This window comes from Pseudoclavibacter sp. 13-3 (assembly GCF_021168475.1).
In the GTDB taxonomy this organism is placed as follows: domain Bacteria; phylum Actinomycetota; class Actinomycetes; order Actinomycetales; family Microbacteriaceae; genus Pseudoclavibacter_A.
On sequence record NZ_JAJOZT010000002.1, the window covers coordinates 513,348 to 531,873 of the forward strand.

The 18,526-nt window shown below is 67.5% G+C and carries 15 protein-coding genes; 13 read left to right on the plus strand and 2 right to left on the minus strand.

The window, feature by feature from the left end:
- Window position 1 precedes the first annotated feature (1 nt).
- Together LRX77_RS05845 and LRX77_RS05850 are read right to left on the minus strand one after the other, a co-directional pair.
- A complete protein-coding gene (locus LRX77_RS05845) occupies window positions 2-217 on the minus strand; it encodes a YbdD/YjiX family protein (RefSeq protein WP_231831956.1) in 216 nt (71 codons plus the stop codon).
- On the minus strand, window positions 214-2,574 hold the full coding sequence (locus LRX77_RS05850) for a carbon starvation CstA family protein (protein ID WP_231831957.1): 2,361 nt from the start codon (window positions 2,572-2,574) through the stop codon (window positions 214-216). Before LRX77_RS05850 ends, LRX77_RS05845 begins: the two co-directional genes overlap by 4 nt.
- Window positions 2,575-3,284: 710 nt before the next feature.
- On the opposite strand from LRX77_RS05850, the gene rplM reads away from it, so the two are divergent.
- From rplM to LRX77_RS05915, 13 genes are all read left to right on the plus strand, one after another.
- Window positions 3,285-3,731 carry a 50S ribosomal protein L13 gene (rplM, locus tag LRX77_RS05855; RefSeq protein ID WP_231831958.1) on the plus strand — a complete coding sequence of 149 codons (447 nt, stop codon included), beginning with the start codon at window positions 3,285-3,287 and terminating at the stop codon, window positions 3,729-3,731.
- A gap of 32 nt (window positions 3,732-3,763) precedes the next feature.
- The gene (rpsI, locus tag LRX77_RS05860; RefSeq protein ID WP_158030769.1) at window positions 3,764-4,243 is read left to right on the plus strand and encodes a 30S ribosomal protein S9; all 480 of its coding nucleotides are present in this window, start codon (window positions 3,764-3,766) and stop codon (window positions 4,241-4,243) included.
- A 21-nt stretch (window positions 4,244-4,264) separates the two neighbouring features.
- Window positions 4,265-5,626, plus strand: coding sequence for a phosphoglucosamine mutase (glmM, locus tag LRX77_RS05865; protein ID WP_231831959.1), 1,362 nt, complete (start codon window positions 4,265-4,267; stop codon window positions 5,624-5,626).
- Between the two features lie 150 nt (window positions 5,627-5,776).
- Window positions 5,777-6,916, plus strand: a complete 1,140-nt coding sequence (gene iolC, locus LRX77_RS05870; RefSeq protein ID WP_231831960.1) for a 5-dehydro-2-deoxygluconokinase — start codon at window positions 5,777-5,779, stop codon at window positions 6,914-6,916.
- Complete coding sequence (locus tag LRX77_RS05875; protein ID WP_231831961.1) at window positions 6,913-7,869, plus strand: Cgl0159 family (beta/alpha)8-fold protein; 957 nt, start codon at window positions 6,913-6,915, stop codon at window positions 7,867-7,869. The genes iolC and LRX77_RS05875 overlap by 4 nt, the downstream gene beginning before the upstream one ends.
- Window positions 7,870-7,882: 13 nt before the next feature.
- On the plus strand, window positions 7,883-8,803 hold the full coding sequence (gene iolB, locus LRX77_RS05880) for a 5-deoxy-glucuronate isomerase (protein ID WP_231831962.1): 921 nt from the start codon (window positions 7,883-7,885) through the stop codon (window positions 8,801-8,803).
- 178 nt (window positions 8,804-8,981) lie between these two features.
- The gene (locus LRX77_RS05885; RefSeq protein WP_231831963.1) at window positions 8,982-10,103 is read left to right on the plus strand and encodes a LacI family DNA-binding transcriptional regulator; all 1,122 of its coding nucleotides are present in this window, start codon (window positions 8,982-8,984) and stop codon (window positions 10,101-10,103) included.
- A 521-nt stretch (window positions 10,104-10,624) separates the two neighbouring features.
- The gene (locus LRX77_RS05890; protein ID WP_231831964.1) at window positions 10,625-12,103 is read left to right on the plus strand and encodes an aldehyde dehydrogenase family protein; all 1,479 of its coding nucleotides are present in this window, start codon (window positions 10,625-10,627) and stop codon (window positions 12,101-12,103) included.
- A 123-nt stretch (window positions 12,104-12,226) separates the two neighbouring features.
- Window positions 12,227-14,197, plus strand: coding sequence for a 3D-(3,5/4)-trihydroxycyclohexane-1,2-dione acylhydrolase (decyclizing) (iolD, locus tag LRX77_RS05895; RefSeq protein WP_231831965.1), 1,971 nt, complete (start codon window positions 12,227-12,229; stop codon window positions 14,195-14,197).
- Window positions 14,198-14,223: 26 nt separating this feature from the next.
- Window positions 14,224-14,985, plus strand: a complete 762-nt coding sequence (locus tag LRX77_RS05900; RefSeq protein ID WP_231831966.1) for an HpcH/HpaI aldolase family protein — start codon at window positions 14,224-14,226, stop codon at window positions 14,983-14,985.
- Between the two features lie 131 nt (window positions 14,986-15,116).
- A complete protein-coding gene (locus LRX77_RS05905) occupies window positions 15,117-16,379 on the plus strand; it encodes a Gfo/Idh/MocA family protein (RefSeq protein WP_231831967.1) in 1,263 nt (420 codons plus the stop codon).
- A complete protein-coding gene (locus tag LRX77_RS05910) occupies window positions 16,372-17,322 on the plus strand; it encodes an NAD(P)-dependent oxidoreductase (protein WP_231831968.1) in 951 nt (316 codons plus the stop codon). Before LRX77_RS05905 ends, LRX77_RS05910 begins: the two co-directional genes overlap by 8 nt.
- Window positions 17,323-17,465: 143 nt before the next feature.
- Complete coding sequence (locus LRX77_RS05915) at window positions 17,466-18,497, plus strand: substrate-binding domain-containing protein (protein ID WP_231831969.1); 1,032 nt, start codon at window positions 17,466-17,468, stop codon at window positions 18,495-18,497.
- Window positions 18,498-18,526: the final 29 nt, after the last annotated feature.

The window sequence follows — 18,526 nt, forward strand, 5'->3', positions numbered from 1 at the left end:
CTCAGCAGCAGCGCGCTCCCGGGTTGGCGTCTTGGTCGCGGGCCTGCTCGCGCCAGAACTCGCGCTCGCGCATCACCGGCTCGTCGGGGTGCATGCGCCGATGATGCGCGACGTAGTCGTCGTAGGCGTTTGCTCCGAGCATGCCGCGCAGCAGACGGCGGATGCCGCACAGCCCGGTGAGCACGGCATGCGTGGTGAGCCTGGTCGCGCTGGTCATCCGCTGACGTGCACTTTCAGCTTCTCCGGGGAGACCTGCTCCCACTCGTGGTCGAGGTCGCGCTCTTCGCGTGACGCGATCAGCCCGGCAGGGGCGTAGGTCTCACTGGCGACAGGCGCCGGTTCGGTGGTCGGCAGACCGTTGCCGCGCCAGGCCTGCACGATCTTGGCCAGCGCCGCGATGATCACGATCACGGTGAGCACGGCGAAGAGGACGGACAGTGAGCCCTGCACAGCCGTGTTGCGGATCGTGGCCTCGAAACTGGTGATCTGCGTGGTGACTTTCTCGTCGGCCACCGCGACGCCGGCGACCGTGCCCGACTCGCGCAGCTCGGCGAGCTTGCCGCGCGTCGCGAAGTGGTTCGCCCAGTAGCCGATCGTGGCGTTGGACGAGAAGATCTTGTACCACGAGCCGGTCAGCGTCACCACCAGGTCGAAGAGCAGTGGAATGCCGGTGATCCACAGGTACGTGAAGTATCTGCGGCCCTTCTTCGCGAAGATGGCGGTTGCGACGGCCAGAGCGATCGCGGCGAGCAGCTGGTTGGCCACGCCGAAGAGCGGGAAGAACGTGTTGATGCCGCCCAGCGGATCGGTCACGCCCAGGATCAGGATGTACCCCCAGCCCGCTACCATGATCGCGGTCGCCAGCCAGACGCCCGGTCGCCAGTTGTTGTCTTTGAAACGGGGCCAGAAGTTGCCGACGGCCTCTTGCAGCTGGAAGCGCGCCACGCGGGTGCCGGCGTCGACTGCAGTGAGGATGAACAGCGCCTCGAACATGATCGCGAAGTGGTACCAGAACGCCTTCAGCCCCGGGGTGATGTTGTGCATGATCTCGGCGATGCCGACTGCCAGAGTCGGAGCGCCACCGGTGCGCGAGACGATCGAGTGCTCGCCCACATCATTGGCGACCTGCTGCAGCGTGCTGCCCTCGACGTGCACACCGTTGAGCCCCAGCGAGTTCACGAACGTGGCGGCGCCTTCGACGGTGCCTCCGGTGGCCGCGGCCGAGGAGTTCATCGCGAAGTAGATGCCGCGGTCGATCGACAGCGCGGCGACGAAGGCCATCAGTGCGACGAGCGACTCCATGAGCATGCCGCCGTAGCCGATGAAGCGGGTCTGCCGCTCTTTGTGCACCATCTTCGGCGTGGTGCCCGAGGCGATCAGTGCGTGGAACCCGGAGAGGGCGCCACAGGCGATGGTCACGAACAGGAAGGGGAAGAGCGGGCCGCTGAACACCGGGCCGTCGGAGCGCGAGGCGTATTCGCTGAAGGCCGGGACGTTCAGCTCTGGTCGCACCACGATGATCGAGACGGCGAGCAGCAGAATCACGCCGATCTTCATGAAGGTCGAGAGGTAGTCGCGCGGGGTCAGCAGCAGCCAGACCGGCAGGATCGCCGCGATGAACCCGTAGATGATGATCGCCCAGGCGATTGCGATGCGATCCATGTGGAAGACGGCCTGGCCCCACTCGGTGTTCGAGACCCAGCCTCCGCCGATGATCGCGGCGAGCAGCAGGATGATGCCGATGACCGACACCTCCATGATCTTGCCCGGGCGCAGGTAGCGCAGGTAGACGCCCATGAACAGAGCGATCGGCACCGTCATGCCGACGCTGAACACGCCCCAGGCGCTCTCGCCGAGGGCGTTGACCACGACGAGCGCGAGAATGGCCACGATGATGATCATGATGGTCAGTGTGGCGATGATGGCCGCCGTGCCGCCGATGCGGCCGAGGTCTTCGCGGGCCATCTGCCCGAGTGAGCGGCCGTTGCGGCGGGTCGAGATGAAGAGCACGACGTAGTCCTGCACCGCGCCGGCGAAGATGACGCCGATGATGATCCAGAGTGTGCCGGGCAGGTAGCCCATCTGTGCGGCGAGCACCGGGCCGACCAGTGGCCCGGCGCCGGCGATCGCGGCGAAGTGGTGGCCGAAGAGCACGCGGCGGTCGGTCGCGACGTAGTCTTTGCCGTTCGCCGAGTACTCGGCCGGCGTCGCGCGGCGGTCGTCTGGTCGCAGCAGCTTGCGCTCGATGTACTTGCTGTAGAAGCGGTAGGCGATCAGGTACGAGGCCACGCCGGCGAAGACGAACCAGATGCCGTTGATGGTCTCGCCGCGGCTGACCGCCAGAATCGTCCAGCCGATGGCGCCGACCGCGGCAATCAGGATCCAGGTGATGACTTTGCCCGCAGTCCATTTCGGTTTGTCGAGCAGCTCGGGGTCTACTGCGGTGGGCGGCAACGCCGGATCCGAGACGAGCGTCGACTCGTCCCATTCCGGCGGGGGCGGCGCCGAGACGGATGCTGCGGGCAGGCCCGTCTCTCGCTCGCGGGGATGATCAGAGGGTGTGGTCGTCGACATGAGCGGCATTCTCCTTTGAATGGCTGTGCTGTCCGGTGTCGGCAAGTGTAACCAGAAGTGCTCGCGGTGCATACCCTTGTGCCAGATTGGAACAGCAGGAGCATCAGCCCGCTGTGAGCCCGCCGAGAGCCCGCCGCTTGCGCTCACCAGACTCCGCCGTCATGGGTGCAGCAGGCGTGAGCTCAGTTTTGGCTGCTCTTCGTCATAACAGGGCCGGGGTCTCTTCGGCGGCACCACAAACGCCTCGGCTGCACCGCAACTTCCTCGCAAACTGGGTGATAATGCGGAGATTTGGTGGCATGCGCGAAGATCACGGTGGGGCGAGTTGGGCGAGTGGTTGGGTGAATGGGCTGGGTGAGTGGGCTGGGTGAGTGGGTTAGGTGGATGGGCTGGGCGAGTTCTGTGAGTGGGTTTGGGGAGTGCGGTGGGCGCGGCAAGGAGCTCAGGATTGACCTGCAGGGTCAGAAGGCGCTAAGCTCGTTAGCTGGCAAGTGCGTGTGTCTGCCGGAAAACCGGCTGTCGCGCCACTGCCCGACTTGAGCCCTCCACCGTCTGTATTCACGCGACTGAGGATGCTCCGAACGTCTGGCCTGAAGGGCCCCGCATCGCGGTGGCCGACTTCGGGTGCCGGGCGCGAACGAGCGTTCGACGCAGTGAGAATCGCATCGGAGTGGGATTCACGAACACCTCAAATCGAGAGAGAGAAGCTAGTGACACGCACATACTCGCCGAAAGCCGGCGAAATCAAGCGCAACTGGGTCATCATCGACGCCACCGACGTGGTGCTCGGGCGACTGGCCAGCCACACTGCCGCGATTCTGCGCGGCAAGAACAAGCCCACCTTCGTTCCTCACCTGGACACGGGCGACTACGTCATCATCATCAACGCCGAGAAGGTCGTGCTGAGCAACGGCAAGGCCGATAAGAAGATCGCCTGGCGCCACTCGAACTACCCGGGCGGCATCAAGGGCGTCAAGTACAGCGACCTGCTGCGCGAGAACCCCGAGCGCGCCATCGAGAAGGCCGTCCGCGGCATGCTTCCCAAGAACACGTTGGGCCGTGAGCAGCTGACGAAGCTCAAGGTCTACCAGGGTGCCGAGCACCCTCACGCCGCGCAGAAGCCGGTGCCGTACACCTTCAGCCAGATCGCCCAGTGACCGGCGCCGAGAGACTTTCACAGGAGAACACCGTGGCAGAGAACACAGAAAACCTCACTTCATACAGCACCTCGACGCCTGAGGGTGCAGAGGCCGTCGAAGAGCGCGCACCGCGCAACCTCAGCGTGCCGGGCGCGGCAGTCGGCCGTCGCAAGGAGGCCATCGCGCGCGTGCGTCTGGTTCCGGGCAGCGGCGAGATCACGGTCAACGGCCGCACGCTCGACGTCTACTTCCCGAACAAGCTGCACCAGCAGCTGATCAAGGATCCGCTCACGCTGCTCGGTCTCGAGAGCGCCTATGACATCACCGCCACCATCAACGGCGGTGGCCCCTCGGGTCAGGCCGGTGCGCTGCGGCTGGCCATCGCTCGTGCTCTCAACGGCATCGACGCTGACAACAACCGTCCCGAGCTCAAGAAGGCCGGCTTCCTGAGCCGCGACGCCCGCATCAAAGAGCGCAAGAAGGCCGGTCTCAAGAAGGCCCGCAAGGCTCCTCAGTACTCGAAGCGCTAAACCGCTCGAGCTGGGAACACCATGCCTCGACTTTTCGGCACCGATGGGGTGCGAGGGCTCGCCAACCGCGACCTCACCGTCGAACTCTCGCTGCAGCTGGCTCAGGCCGCTGCGCGGGTGCTCGGCGCTGAGGCGCGGGTGGCGGGTCGTCGACCCATGGCCGTGCTCGGCCGCGACCCCCGCATCTCTGGAGAGTTCATCGGCGCTGCGGTCGCGGCGGGTCTGGCCAGCGGTGGAGTCGACGTGCATGACGCGGGCGTTCTTCCCACCCCGGCGACGGCGTTCCTCGTACAAGACCTGCACGCCGACTTCGGCGTGATGATCTCTGCATCGCACAACCCTGCACCAGATAACGGCATCAAGTTCTTCGCCAAGGGCGGCCTCAAGCTCCCCGACGAGGTCGAAGACAAGATCGAGGTCGAACTCGATCAGCCGAAGCTCGCCCCCACCGGTGCAGAAGTGGGGCGCATCTCTACGTTCGCCGACGCAGAAGACCGCTATCTGCTGCACCTGCTCGGCACCGTGCCGAACTCTCTCGGCGGCATCCGCCTCGCACTGGACTGCGCGAACGGCGCCGCAGCCGGGGTCTCGCCTCAGGCATTCGCCGACGCCGGCGCAAAACTCGTCCGGCTCATCGGCACCGACCCCAACGGTCTCAACATCAACGACGGCGTCGGCTCGACGCACCTTGAGAAGCTGAAAGACGCGGTCATCGCAGACCGCGCCCAAGTCGGCATCGCTCACGACGGTGACGCAGACCGCTGCCTGGCCGTCGACGAGAACGGCCGCATCATCGACGGCGATCAGATCATGGCCATCCTCGCGACATCGCTGCACCGCCGCGGCCAGCTGCCGGGCAACACCCTCGTCTGCACCGTGATGAGCAACCTCGGTCTGCACCTCGCCATGCAGAAGGCGGGCATCGAGGTGCGTCAGACCTCGGTGGGTGACCGGTACGTGCTCGAAGAGCTCAACCGCTCGAACCTCGGCCTTGGCGGAGAGCAGTCGGGTCACGTCATCTTCCGTCGCTACGCCACCACAGGCGACGGCCTGCTGACCGGTCTGCAGCTGCTCTCGGTCATGGCTGAGACGGGCAAGCCGCTCTCTGTGCTCGCTGACGAGGCGATGACCGTCTACCCGCAGACCCTGATCAACGTGCGCGGTGTCGACAAGACCGCACTGGCGTCGAGCGGCGTGATCAAAGACGCGGTGGCGGATGTCGAGGCGACGCTCGGCGATGAAGGTCGCGTGCTGCTGCGGCCGAGTGGCACCGAGCCGCTCGTTCGTGTGATGGTCGAGGCGACCTCTGAGGATGTCGCGTGCGAGTGGGCTGAGAAGCTTGCCTCCGTCGTGCGTGAACAGCTGCCCGCCGTCGCTGCGTAGCGCTGCCCCGCTCATCGGCTGACACGCCGTGTTCGACGCCGATCGTCTCTGTCGGCTAGTCTCTTCATACCCCTTTCTCACTGCAAAGGCGCAATGAAGGAGACAAAATTGGAGCGGTCCAATAGTGTGGCTGATGAATCGGCCCTCGCCATGAGCCCACAGACAGGCACCAGCACAGCGAACCCGGCTCGCGCAGGCTCGCCGGCGCCCGACGTCGTCGCGCTCGGGAGACTCGGCGTCGACGTCTATCCACTGCAAGACGGCGTCGGACTCGAAGACGTCACCAGCTTCGGCAAGTACCTCGGAGGCTCGGCCGCGAACGTGACCGTGGCTGCGGCGAGATACGGCCATCGCCCGCTGCTGGTCTCGGGGGTCGGCGACGACCCCTTCGGCCGATACCTGCTGCACGAGCTGCGACGTCTGGGCGTCGACCCGACCGGGGTGCGCACCGTGGCCGAGTATCAGACGCCGGTCACGTTCTGCGAGATCTTTCCGCCCGACGACTTTCCGCTCTACTTCTACCGAGAGCCCAAGGCTCCGGACCTCTGCCTGCTGGCCGAGCAGCTCGATGCGGTGCTGCCCGACGCGGCAGCGTCGACGTCGGGCACGGTGACGAGGCCGCGTCTGATCTGGCTGACCGCGACGGGTCTCAGCGCGCAGCCGAGCTTCGACACGCATCTCGAGGCGCTGCGACGGGCGCGAACCGGGGGTGAGACCGAGCCGATGATCGTGCTCGACCTCGACTACCGTGCGCAGTTCTGGCCGAGCCGGGCCGCAGGGAACGAACGCATCGCGCAGGTGCTGCCCCAGGTCACCGTCGCCGTGGGCAACCGCGAAGAATGCGAGGTGGCCGTCGGCGAGACCGACCCCGACCTCGCGGCAGAGGCGCTGCTGGCCACCGGCGTGCGGCTCGCGATCGTGAAGCAGGGGCCCAAAGGAGTGCTCGCACGCACGGCGAACGAACGTGTCGAGGTGCCGCCGACCCCGGTCGACGTGGTGAACGGTCTCGGCGCCGGCGACGCGTTCGGGGGAGCCCTCATCCACGGGCTGCTCCACGATTGGCCTCTCGAGCGCACCCTGCGCTTCGCGAACGCGGCCGGCGCGATCGTGGCCTCGCGGCGCGAGTGCTCGACCGCGATGCCGACCGAGAGTGAAGTGAATGAGCTGCTCGCCTCGTGCAGCCAAGCATACGCCTCAAACCCGACACAGAAAGAGAACACATCTCGCACCCCAGACGACGCCCACGACCCGAACTCCGTCCACGACTCAGACGTCGAGGTGCGATCATGAACTCGACACCCGAAGACGACTTCGCCGCCGTGCTCGCCGAGCTGCGCGAGGTGCGCGCCTGCGAGCCGCACCGCATCGACATGGCGCACGCCGACCGGGTGCGCCGGCCGCTGCTGCAGCACGACGGCCGTCTGCTCATCGTGGCCGCAGATCACCCCGCGCGCGGGGCGCTCGGCATCGGTGACGATCCGATGGCGATGGCCAGCAGAGACGACCTGCTGCATCGCCTGGCCGCGGCCCTCGAGAACGAGGAGGTCGACGGGGTGCTCGGCACCCCCGACGTGCTCGACGACTTGGCGCTGCTCGGGCTGCTCGACGGCCGGGTCGCGATCGCGTCGCTGAATCGAGGCGGGCTTGCCGGAGCATCCTTCGAAATGGACGACCGACTCACGGCGCACCGCCTGACCGACGTGCTGCGCGACCGCCTCGACATGGGCAAAGCGCTGGTGCGCATCGACCTCGACGACCCGGCGACTGTGCGCACGCTCGAGACTGTCGCGGCTGAGGTGAGCGCCTTCGCTCAGGCCGATGTGCCGATTCTGCTGGAGCCGTTCATCAGCCGACGCGTGCCGCACGGGCAGGCCACTCGCATCGTCAACGATCTCAGCACAGAAGCCGTCGTGCGCTCAGTGGCGATCGCCTCGGGGCTCGGCGGTTCGTCGCGCAGCACCTGGCTCAAAGTGCCGGTGGTCGACGACATGGCCGCGGTCGCGGCGGCGACGACGCTGCCGATGCTGCTGCTCGGCGGTGACACCAGCGCCGATCCCGAGGGGGCGTTCCGGCGCTGGGCCGATGCACTTGTGCTGCCGGGCGTTCGCGGCCTGGTCGTGGGGCGCTCGCTGCTCTATCCGCCAGACGGGGATGTCGAGGGCGCGGTCGCTCGGGCCGTCGAGCTGGTGCACGGGGCCGTGCAGGCGCCGAACCTGCCGAGGCGACGGGCGGGGCGGGCGTGAGGGGAGCATCCACATGACGCGAAAATGGACGTATCGACCCGGCGAGCTCGCCCGTGACGGCTGGGGCGACGTGGTCGACCGCGCCGTGCCGGGCTGGCGTCACACCGGGCTGCGCGTCGCCGACCTCGATCTCGGGCCGGTCAGCGATCGGGCGAGCGGGCGCGAGTCGATCATTCTGCCGCTGACGGGCGAGTGCGAGGTGCGTTATCGCGTGCCCGGCGCGGCGCCGGATGCGGCAGTCGAGCTGCGCGGGCGAGCATCGGTGTTCGACGGGCCGGCCGATGCGCTCTATCTGCCGATCGACGCCGAGTACACGCTCACCGGGAGCGGTCGGGTGTCGGTGTCGCAGGCATACACCGACCTGCGGCTGCCGGTCGAGGTGATTCGCCGTGAGACGGTGCCGGTCGAGCTGCGCGGCAGCGGCAGCATGAGTCGGCAGGTGCACAATTTCGGCACGCCGGCGCGGCTGCGTGCAGGCGCGATCATCGCGTGCGAGGTGCTCACCCCCGGCGGATGCTGGTCGTCATACCCGACGCACAAGCACGACCGCGACGTGCCCGGCGTCGAGACGGCGCTCGAAGAGATCTACTACTTCGAGGTGGAGGTCGAGCGCGGGCTGAGCAGAGACGCCGAGGCAGCGCGGGGCAGTGCGCCGCCGCATGAGGTCGATCCGTTCGCCCTGTTCGCGACGTACCCGTCTGATCGCCGGCCGATCGAGATCAGCGCGATGGTGCGCACTGGTGACATCGCCCTGGTGCCGTACGGATACCACGGGCCAGTCGCCGCCGCACCCGGTTACGACGCGTACTACCTGAATGTGATGGCCGGGCCGGGCGACCGGGAGTGGCTGATCCAGGACGACCCGGCGCACGGCTGGCTGCGCGAGACGTGGGATGCCGAGCCGGTCGATCCGAGGCTGCCCTTCGGCGGGTGAGGGAATGCCGCGCGCGGGCTGGCCAGTACAGACTGGGGGCTCACGGTGGGGCCAGGTGCGGGGAGTGCATCGGGCCGGTGGGGCGGTCGAGACGGGGCTGGCGAGTGAGTCGAGCAGGTGCAGCGGGGCACCGCATCGCGAATGCTGCGATGATGGATGTGGTACCAAAGGGGGCATCATGGGGCAGGGTCGAAGACACGGGCCGACGATCAGAGACGTGGCGGCCGAAGCCGGCGTCTCGAAGTCTCTCGTCTCTATGGTGTTCAACGAAGATCCCCGGGTCAGCGACGTGCGTCGAAGGCTCGTGCTCGACGCGGCCCAGCGTCTCGGCTTCTCGCCGAACTGGATGGCGCGTTCGCTGGCGGCCGGCGACGGAGACTTCGTCGGAGTCATGGTGCCCGACCTCGCGAACCCGATCTTCGCCGAGATTCTGGAGGGGATTCGCACCGAGCTCCGTGACGCCGGGCAGCGCACACTGGTGTCGAGTGCGCTGTTCACCGATGCCGGGGGCAACCGGGAGTTCGACGATCGTGTGCTGACCGTGCTGCGTGACATGCGCCCGAGCAGCCTGGTGGTCATCGGGTCGGTGCCCTCGCTCGACGTCGTGCAGCCCTTGATGCAACGTGTGCCGACGGTGGTCGCCAGCGGCACGGCTGATGACCTCGACCACGTCTGCGTGGTGCGCAACGACGACGTCATCGGCATCGACCTGATCGTCGATCACCTTGTCGAGCGCGGGCACCGTCGCATCGCGCACGTCGGAGGCTCCGGCGGTGGTGCAGCCGTCAACCGTCGTGATGCGTACGAGAGCGCGATGCGCCGTCATCGACTGGCCGAGCACATCGAGGTCGAGCTCTCGGACTACACGACGGAGCGCGCGATCGAGGCGACGCGCCGGCTGCTGATGCGCCCAGGGGGGAGTACGACGGGAGCAGCGATCAAGACCCAGGTGCTGCATCCTGATGACGGACACCCCGCGGCGATCGAGACCCGGGCGCTGCGTCCCGTTGGAGAACGCCCCACGGCGATCGTGGCCGTGAACGACTTGGCGGCTCTGGGGGTGATCACTGCGGCCGAGCAGCTCGGGCTGCGCGTGCCTGGGGACGTCGCCGTCACCGGCTATGACGACACGGCACTCTCAGGCATCGACCGCATCTCACTCACCACTGTCGACCCGCGCAACGCCGAGATCGCGCGTGAGACCGTGCGTCTGCTGCTCGATGCCGACGGGCCGTTCGAAGGGCATCGCGAGCGGTTGGTGATTCCGCGGCTGGTCGTGCGCGGGTCGACTGCGGTGTGAGCTTCGCCCGGCTGCGGTGAAGCAGGCGAACTCGGTGCGCAGGGAGTCTGCGCTGCCTTCGGACAGAGTCCGCTAGAGACAGATGTACACGGTTCCGCTGAGACGTACGCGGTTTTGTCGAGTTCGGGGAGATCTCAGCGAAACCGTGCACCTCTCAGCGAAACCGTGCACCGGCCGACAAAATCGCGCACCTGCGGAAGAACCGCGCACCTGCGGGCAGAACCGCGCATCTGTGGGCAGAACCGCGCATCTGTGGGCAGAACCGCGCACCTGCGGGCGAAACCGTGCACGGACTGTATCCCAGATCGTATATTTCGGATGCAGCACTTGTCATCACAGAGCGACTTATGCCTAAAGTTGGACCGGTCCAACACCGATGTTGGATCCGAAGCGAGTACTACCGCATGACGCCGAGAGCTCCAGGCCCAGATTCGAGCCGAGCAGTCGAGACTCTGGACGAGGCCAAGAGGCGCCGGTTTCTGCGGTGACACGCTCGAGACGACCGACAAGGCGAAAGAAGCATGACAATGGTGTCAGCACACAGCCCGCAGAGCGTGGCAGAGACCGCGCACGCGGGGCAGCTGCTCATCGGCAGCCAATGGCAGCAGGCGAGTGCCCGCAGCGCCGTCGAAGCGGTGACGAACCCCTACAACGGCGAGACCGTTGCCGACATCACCGCGGCTGCGGCCGAAGACGTCGAAGCCGCTGTTCGCAGCGCCGATGCCGGTGCCGCCAGGTGGCGCCGCACTCCCGCGCACGAGCGCTCGAGCATCCTGCTGCGCGCGGCCGAGCTGGCCGATGAGCGCCTCGACCAGATCGCGGCGATCCTCTCGGCCGAGAATGGCAAGACGCTCGCCGAGGCCAGCGCCGAGTGCTCGCGGAGCGGCGATTTGATCCGTCTGGCCACCTTCGAAGGCACTCAGCTCTACGGCGAGACCCTGCCCCTCGACGCGAACCCCGGCACCGGTCTCGACAAAGTCGGCTTCACCGTGCGCCAGCCCGTCGGCATCGTCGCGGCGATCACCCCCTTCAACTACCCGTCGCTGCTGGTGCTGCACAAGATCGCTCCGGCGCTCGCGGCAGGCAACGCGGTGATTCTCAAACCGGCCCGCACCACGCCGCTCACGGCCCTCGCCCTGGCGCAGTGCTTCGTCGATGCCGGTCTGCCCGAGGGTGTGCTCTCGGTGCTCACCGGCGCAGGCTCGCTGATCGGCGACCTGCTGGTGAGCGACCCGCGCATCCGCAAGATTTCTTTCACCGGCTCGACCGGCGTGGGCGAGCGCATCACTCGGCTCGCCGGCGTCAAGAAGCTCTCACTCGAACTCGGCGCGTCATCGCCGACGGTGGTGCTGCCCGACGCCGACCTCGAGCGTGCCGCCGAAGCCGTGGCCAAAGGCGGTTACGCGAACGCCGGCCAGGTCTGCATCTCGGTGCAGCGCGTCGTCGTGCACCGTGACGTGCACGCCGATTTCGTGGATGCGCTGGCTGCGAAGGTCTCTCAGCTGCGCGCCGGCGACCCGTCGAGCGCGTCGACCGACATCGGCACGCTGATTACCGAGGGCGAGGCCGAGCGCGTGCACGACAGTATTCAGGACGCCGTCTCGCGTGGCGGACGACTGGTCGTCGGCGGCGACCGAGACGGTGCGGTCGTGCAGCCCGCGATCGTCGACGGCGTGCGGCTCGAAGACCCGCTCTCGCAGCAGGAGCTCTTCGGCCCGGCCGTCGCGATCACGGAGGCCGCCGATCTCGACGACGCCCTCGCCGTGGCGAACGGCACGCCCTACGGCCTGGCCGCGGGCGTCTTCACCGGCAGCGTCTCGACGATCACGAAGGTCATCCGCGAGGTCGACGCCGGTTCGGTGCACATCAACTGGACGCCGCTGTGGCGCGCAGACCTGATGCCCTATGGCGGGCTCAAAGCCAGCGGCATCGGCAAAGAGGGCCCACGCGCGGCGGTCGCCGAGATGACCGAGGTCAAGACCATCGTGCTGCACGGCTGACCAGGCCGAGCGGCCGACACCTCGGCCGACGTGCAGCACACACCAACACGCCAGCGTCACGCGCCGACACCGCGCGAGGCGAGACGACTTCAGAAACACGAAATTCGCAGAGAGGAACCCGACATGGTTCACGGAGCATCCGGCAAGACGGTTCGGCTCACCGTCGCACAGGCCATCGTTCGCTACATCACCGCGCAGCACAGCGTGGTCGACGGCGTGCGACAGCGCTTCATTCCGGCGGCGCTGGGCATCTTCGGCCACGGCAATGTCGCCGGGCTGGGGCAGGCCTTCGCCGCAGACCTCGATCAGCTGCCCTTCATTCAGGGACGCAATGAGCAGTCGCTCGGGCACATCGCGGTCGGCTACGCGAAGGCGGCGAAGCGGCGTCAGGCGCTCGCAGTCACCGCATCCATCGGGCCCGGGGCGACCAACACGCTCACCGCAGCGGGCCTCGCGACGGTCAACCGGCTGCCGTTGCTGCTGCTGCTCGGCGATACCTATGCCACCCGTCGTCAGGGGCCGGTGCTGCAGCAGCTCGAGAACCCGGCTGCGCCCGACACCACGGTGAACGACGCCTTTCGCCCCGTGTCGCGCTTCTTCGACCGCATCAGCCGCCCCGAGCACCTGATGACGGCGCTGCCGCAGGCTTTCCGCGTGCTGGCGAACCCGGTCGAGACCGGCGCCGTCGTGCTCTCGCTGCCGCAGGACGTGCAGTCGCACGCACACGACTGGCCGGTCGAGATGTTCGAGCCGCGTGACTGGAAGATCCGCCGCCCGCTGCCCGACCCCGCCGAGATCAGCGCGGTCGCCGAGCTGATTCGCCAGGCCGAGCGCCCGTTGGTCATCGCCGGTGGAGGGGTGATCTACTCCGATGCGCAACGCGAGATCACCGACCTCGGCCGCGCGACCGAGCTGCCGATCTCTGAGACCTTCGGCGGCAAGGGCGCCGTGCTCGAGCCGGGCCCGTTCCAGGTCGGCGGCGTCGGCCTCGAGGGCACCCCGGCGACGAACCGCCTCGCCCGCCATGCCGACCTGATCGTGCACGTCGGCACCCGTCTCACCGACTTCGCCACTGCGTCGCAGTCGCTCTTCGCGGCCGATGCTCGCTTCGCCTCGGTGAACATCAGCGAGTTCGACGCGATCAAAGAGGGTGCGGTCGCCACTGTCGCCGACGCGCAGCTCGCGCTGCGGGCGCTGGCCGACGAGCTGAGAGACTATCGCATCCCCGCGGCATGGCGTGACGAGGTCGCCCGTGAGCAGGATGCCTGGGCACCGAGACGAGCAGCGGCTCTCGACCCCGACCGTGCGTTCGTTCGCGCCGACCACCCAGACGCGCCGGTCACGAACGCCGTGATCACCCAGGGACAGCTGATCGGCGTGCTGCAGGAGCACGCACGCAGCGGCGACACGATCATCGCCGCAGCCGGCAGCCCTCCCGGCGACCTGCAGAAGGTGTGGGATGCGACCGACGGCCGTCACGCTCACCTCGAGTTCGGCTTCTCGTGCATGGGCTACGAGCTGCCGGCGGCGATCGGCGTGCGTCTGGCCGATCCGAACCCGGAGCACAGGGTCACCGCCTTCATCGGTGACGGCACCTTCTTGATGCAGCCCACCGAGATCGTGACCGCGGCGGCCGAGGGCATCGGCTTCACACTGGTGGTCTCAGAGAACCACGGCTTCCAGGTGATCCGCCGTCTGCAGATGGGGAAGACCGGTCGGCACTTCGCCAACGAGTTTCGCTACCGTGACGAGTCGGGCGCCCCGCTGCACCAGGCCGTCACCGAGGTCGGCGAGACCACGCCGGGACGGCTCGAGGGCGACTACCTCAAGATCGACCTCGTCGAGATCGCGCACGGCCTCGGCGCCGAGACGCACTATGTCGAGACTGCTGACGAGTTTCGCGCGGCGCTTGACAGCACTCGTGGAGCCACGCACCCGGTCGTGATCGTGGTGGCCACCGTGCCGCAGGTCGACCTGCCGGGAGCCGAGGTCTGGTGGGATGTCTCTCCGGCCGAAGTGAGCGGCGACCCGGTGGTCGACGAGCTCTACGATGAGTACCTCGCGGGGCGGGCAGATCAGAAGTGGCACGGATGAGCGCCGCACGGGTATCACCCCTCACTGTGAACGCAGAGCTCAAGCAGCGCTTCGCGCGCGGCGAGACGACCGTCGGGCTGTTCATCGGCCTGGGGTCGACGATGGCTGCCGAGGTGGTCGCCGCATCGGGAGCCGACTGGCTGCTGGCCGACCTCGAGCACGGCGGTGGCGACGAGTCGCAGATCGGCGACATCGTGACTGCTGCGGCCGCCTACGGCGTGCCGACCCTGGTGCGCGTCGAGACGCCGGAGCGCATCCGCGTCGGTCGCGTGCTCGACTCGGGCGCAGCGGGCGTGATGCTGCCGCGCATCACCTCGGCCGAGCAGGTCGCCGAAGCGCGGCGCGGCCAGCTCTACCCGCCGCAGGGCATTCGCGGTGTGGCATCGTACAACCGAGCCGCACGGTGGGGGCAGGATCGCGAGGCGCTCGACCGTGCCAATGGCGACACCATCACCGTGGTGCAGATCGAGACGCTCGCCGCACTCGACACTGTCGACGAGATCGCCGCTCAGCCCGGCGTCGACGTGCTCTTCGTCGGGCCGCTCGACCTCAGCTACGCTCTCGGAGTGCCGCGCCAGTTCGACGCCCCGGTGTTCCAGCAGGCGCTCGACCGAGTGCTCGAGGCCGGCCGAAGACACGGCGTCTCGGTGGGCATCCTGGCAGCGAACCTCGAAGCGGCGAAGGCCTACCAGAAGCGCGGCTTCACGTTTCTGACCATCGGCTCAGACTCGACCCTGCTCGCGCAGGCCGTGCACGACACGGTCACCGGGCTGAAAGCGCAGGGCTGATCATGACAGGCCGCAACCACCACACCCCGGCACAGCGACCATCAGCGCAAGACGGGCATCCCGCAGCGCAGAGGTGACAGCAGCGCTCCGCACTTCTCACCAAGACGACTACTCGAAGACGAGGATCACACATGACCGACAACTCCGCACCGCAGAGGGCCCCACGCCAGATCGGCGTCGGCCTGATCTCAGTGGGCTGGATGGGCAAGCTGCACAGCCGCGCCTACCGCAACCTGCCGCTGGTCTACCCAGAGCTGGGCATCGCGCCGCGGCTCGTGCACGCTGCAGACACCGCCGCAGACCGCGCCGCCTATGCGCACGACGTGCTGGGCTACGAGAAGTTCACCACCGACTACCACGACGTGCTCAACGACCCCGAGGTCGACGTCGTCTCGATCTGCGCGCCGAACTTTCTGCACGCCGAGATGGGCATCGCCGCGGCCAAGGCCGGCAAGCCGTTCTGGATCGAGAAGCCGGTCGGCCGCGGCGTCGACGAGACGCGCAGCGTGGCTGAAGCCGCAGACGCGGCCGGCGTGGTGACGTCGATCGGATTCAACTATCGACAGGCGCCGGTCGTCGAGCACATTCGCGATTTGGTGGCCAACGGCACCCTCGGGCGCATCACCAACGTGCGCGGCCGCATGTTTGCCGACTACTCGGCCGACCCCAACGGCGCGCTCTCATGGCGGTTCATCCGCGACCTGGCAGGCTCTGGCGTGCTCGGCGACCTCATGGGGCATCTCATCGATCTCATTCACTACACCGTCGGCCCGATCGCCGAGGTGAGCGCGGTCACCAAGACGGTCTACACCGATCGTCCCGAGCTGCCGATGGGCGCCGCCACACACTTCGCCGTGATCGAGAACGGTGTGCGCAAGCCGGTCGAGAACGAAGACTACGCGGGCATGCTGGTGCGCCTCTCTGGGGCAGCGGTCGGGGCCGACGCGGTGGGCACTCTGGAGGCCTCGCGCGTGGCAGTGGGGCCCCGTGCCAGCTACGGCTTCGAGATCTATGGCACCGAAGGGTCGGTGCGCTGGGACTTCCAGCGCATGAACGAGCTCGAGGTGGCCTTGGGGCGCGGCAGCGCCGAGTTCGGCTACACCACCGTCTACGCCGGTGACGGCTACGGCGACTTCGGCCACTTTCAGCCCGGCGCGGGAACGGCCATGGGCTACGACGACCTGAAGGTGATCGAGGCGCGCAAGTTTCTCGAAGCGGTGACCGGAACCGGCCAGGCCAACTCGAACATCCACGATGCGGTCGCGGCCAACGCAGTCGTCACCGCTGCCGAGCGCAGCGCCGCCGACGGCCGCTGGCAGCAGGTTCCCGACGAGGCCGGCAGCACCACCGTCGCGGTTCGTGCGCATGCTGCAGAGCAGGTGCACCATGGCTGATCTGGGCGGCGGGCAGCCGGTCGTCGTGGGCCTTGGCCCAGTCGATCCGGCGCTGGTGGGCGAGTGGCTGGGCGACGACGTGCGTCTGGTGACCGATCCGGGTGCCGACGACCTGGCCGTGGCGCAGGGCGCCATCGTGCGTGCCGCCTCTGTCGTCGACCGCGCGGCGCTGGATGCGATGCCCTCGCTCAAGGTCATCGCGCGCACCGGCGTGGGCGTCGATCGGGTGGATGTCGCGGCGGCCACCGAGCGCGGCATCCCGGTCGCGATCACGCCGGGCAGCAACGCCCGGGCGGTCGCCGAGGGAGCGATCACGCTCGCTGCAGCACTCGTCAAGCGGGTACCGCAGGAGCACCGCCTGGTGGCCACAGGGCAGTGGGGCAGCGCGCCCATTCCGACTCCCGGTGATCTGCTCGGCAGCCGTCTCGGGGTGGTCGGCTACGGGCGCATCGGCCGCATCGTGGCGAAGCTCGGTCAGGCGCTCGGCTTCGCGGTGAGCGTGCACGACCCGTACATCGAGGCCGACGACCTGCCCAACCGAACGCTCGCCGAGCTGGTCGCAGAGAGCGACGTGCTCACACTCCACGTGCCCGAGACCGACCGGCCCCTGCTCGATCGCGACCTGCTGTGGAGCGCGAAGCCAGGCCAGGTGCTGATCAACTGCTCACGCGCCGGGCTGGTCGACATCGACCTGCTCGACGAAGCGCTCGAAGCCGGTGTGCTCGGCGGAGTCGGTCTCGACGTGTTCGCCAGCGAGCCGGCTGCACATCACGCCATCTTCGACCGCGGCAACGTGCTGGTCAGCCCGCACGTCACCGGCCTCTCGGCCGCGGCCAGCGAGGCGACCTTCCGCATGGCGGCACAGGCCGTCGCCGCCGTGCTCGCCGGCGGTCGCCCGGAGTTCGCGGTGAACGCCGCAGAACTGGAGGAAGCCAGCCGATGACCCCGCTCGTTCGACGCGTCGGATGCATCGTGCATCGCGCGTCGCCCCGCCGCACAGATCCGCTCCTGACCGTTCACGGCCCCTCGGCCGTGGCAGCAACTGACTGAACACACAGAAACGAATCACAACGAAGTGAGGAAACCATGAACACCACGACAATGAAGCCGGGCCGTTCAGAAAAGCCTTCGACAACACCACGAAAGCGCCATGGCGGTCTGCGCAGAGTCTTTGCTCTGCTGATCGCACTCGTAGCCGGCGTCTCACTGGCCGCCTGTTCTGGGCCTGCCGGCGCAAACAGCGCCTCCTCTGACACTCCTCGGCTCAAAGTGGCACTGATCACTCATGCCGATCCGGGCGACACCTGGTTCGACATTCTGCGCAAGGGTGCCGAAGCCGCAGCCGCCAAGGACAACACTGAGCTGCTCTATTCGTCAGACCCTGATGGTGGCAAGCAGGCGCAGCTCATTCTGCAGGCGGTCGACCAGAAGGTTGATGGCATCGTGGTCACGCTCTCGAAGCCTGATGCCGTCGGCGATGCGATCAAGAGCGCCGTGGCAGCCGGCATTCCGGTCGTCACCATCAACGGCAACGAAGACCGTTCGCCCGGTCTCGGCGCGATTGCGAGTTTCGGCCAGAACGAGACCCTCGCCGGCGAGGCTGTGGGCGAGAAGCTCAACGAGGTTGGCGCCAAGAAGATCGTCTGTGTGATTCACTCGCAGGGCCAGACCCAGCTCGAAGACCGCTGCGCCGGGGTGAAGAGCAAGTTCTCGGGACAGTTCGAACTGCTTTACACGAACATCGCTGATATGGCGAGCGTCTCGTCGACGATCACCTCGAAACTGCAGACCAACCAAGACATCGACTATTTGGTGACGCTGGGCGCTCCGATTGCGATGACCGCCATCGACTCGGTGCAGGGCGCGAACAGCAAGACCAAAATCGCCACCTTTGACATGAACGCCGACGCCATCAAGGCGCTGCAAGACGGTCGCATTCAGTTCCTGGTCGATCAGCAGCCCTACCTGCAGGGCTATGGCGGTGTCGACAACCTCTGGCTCTACAACACCAACGGCAACTCCTACGGTGGCGGCAAGCCCGTCTTCACCGGCCCCAGCATCATCACTCCCGAGCAGGCCGACAAGGTTGCCGATTACGCAGCCAAAGGCACCCGCTGAGCGTGACAGCCCTTGAAAGGAGCTGAATC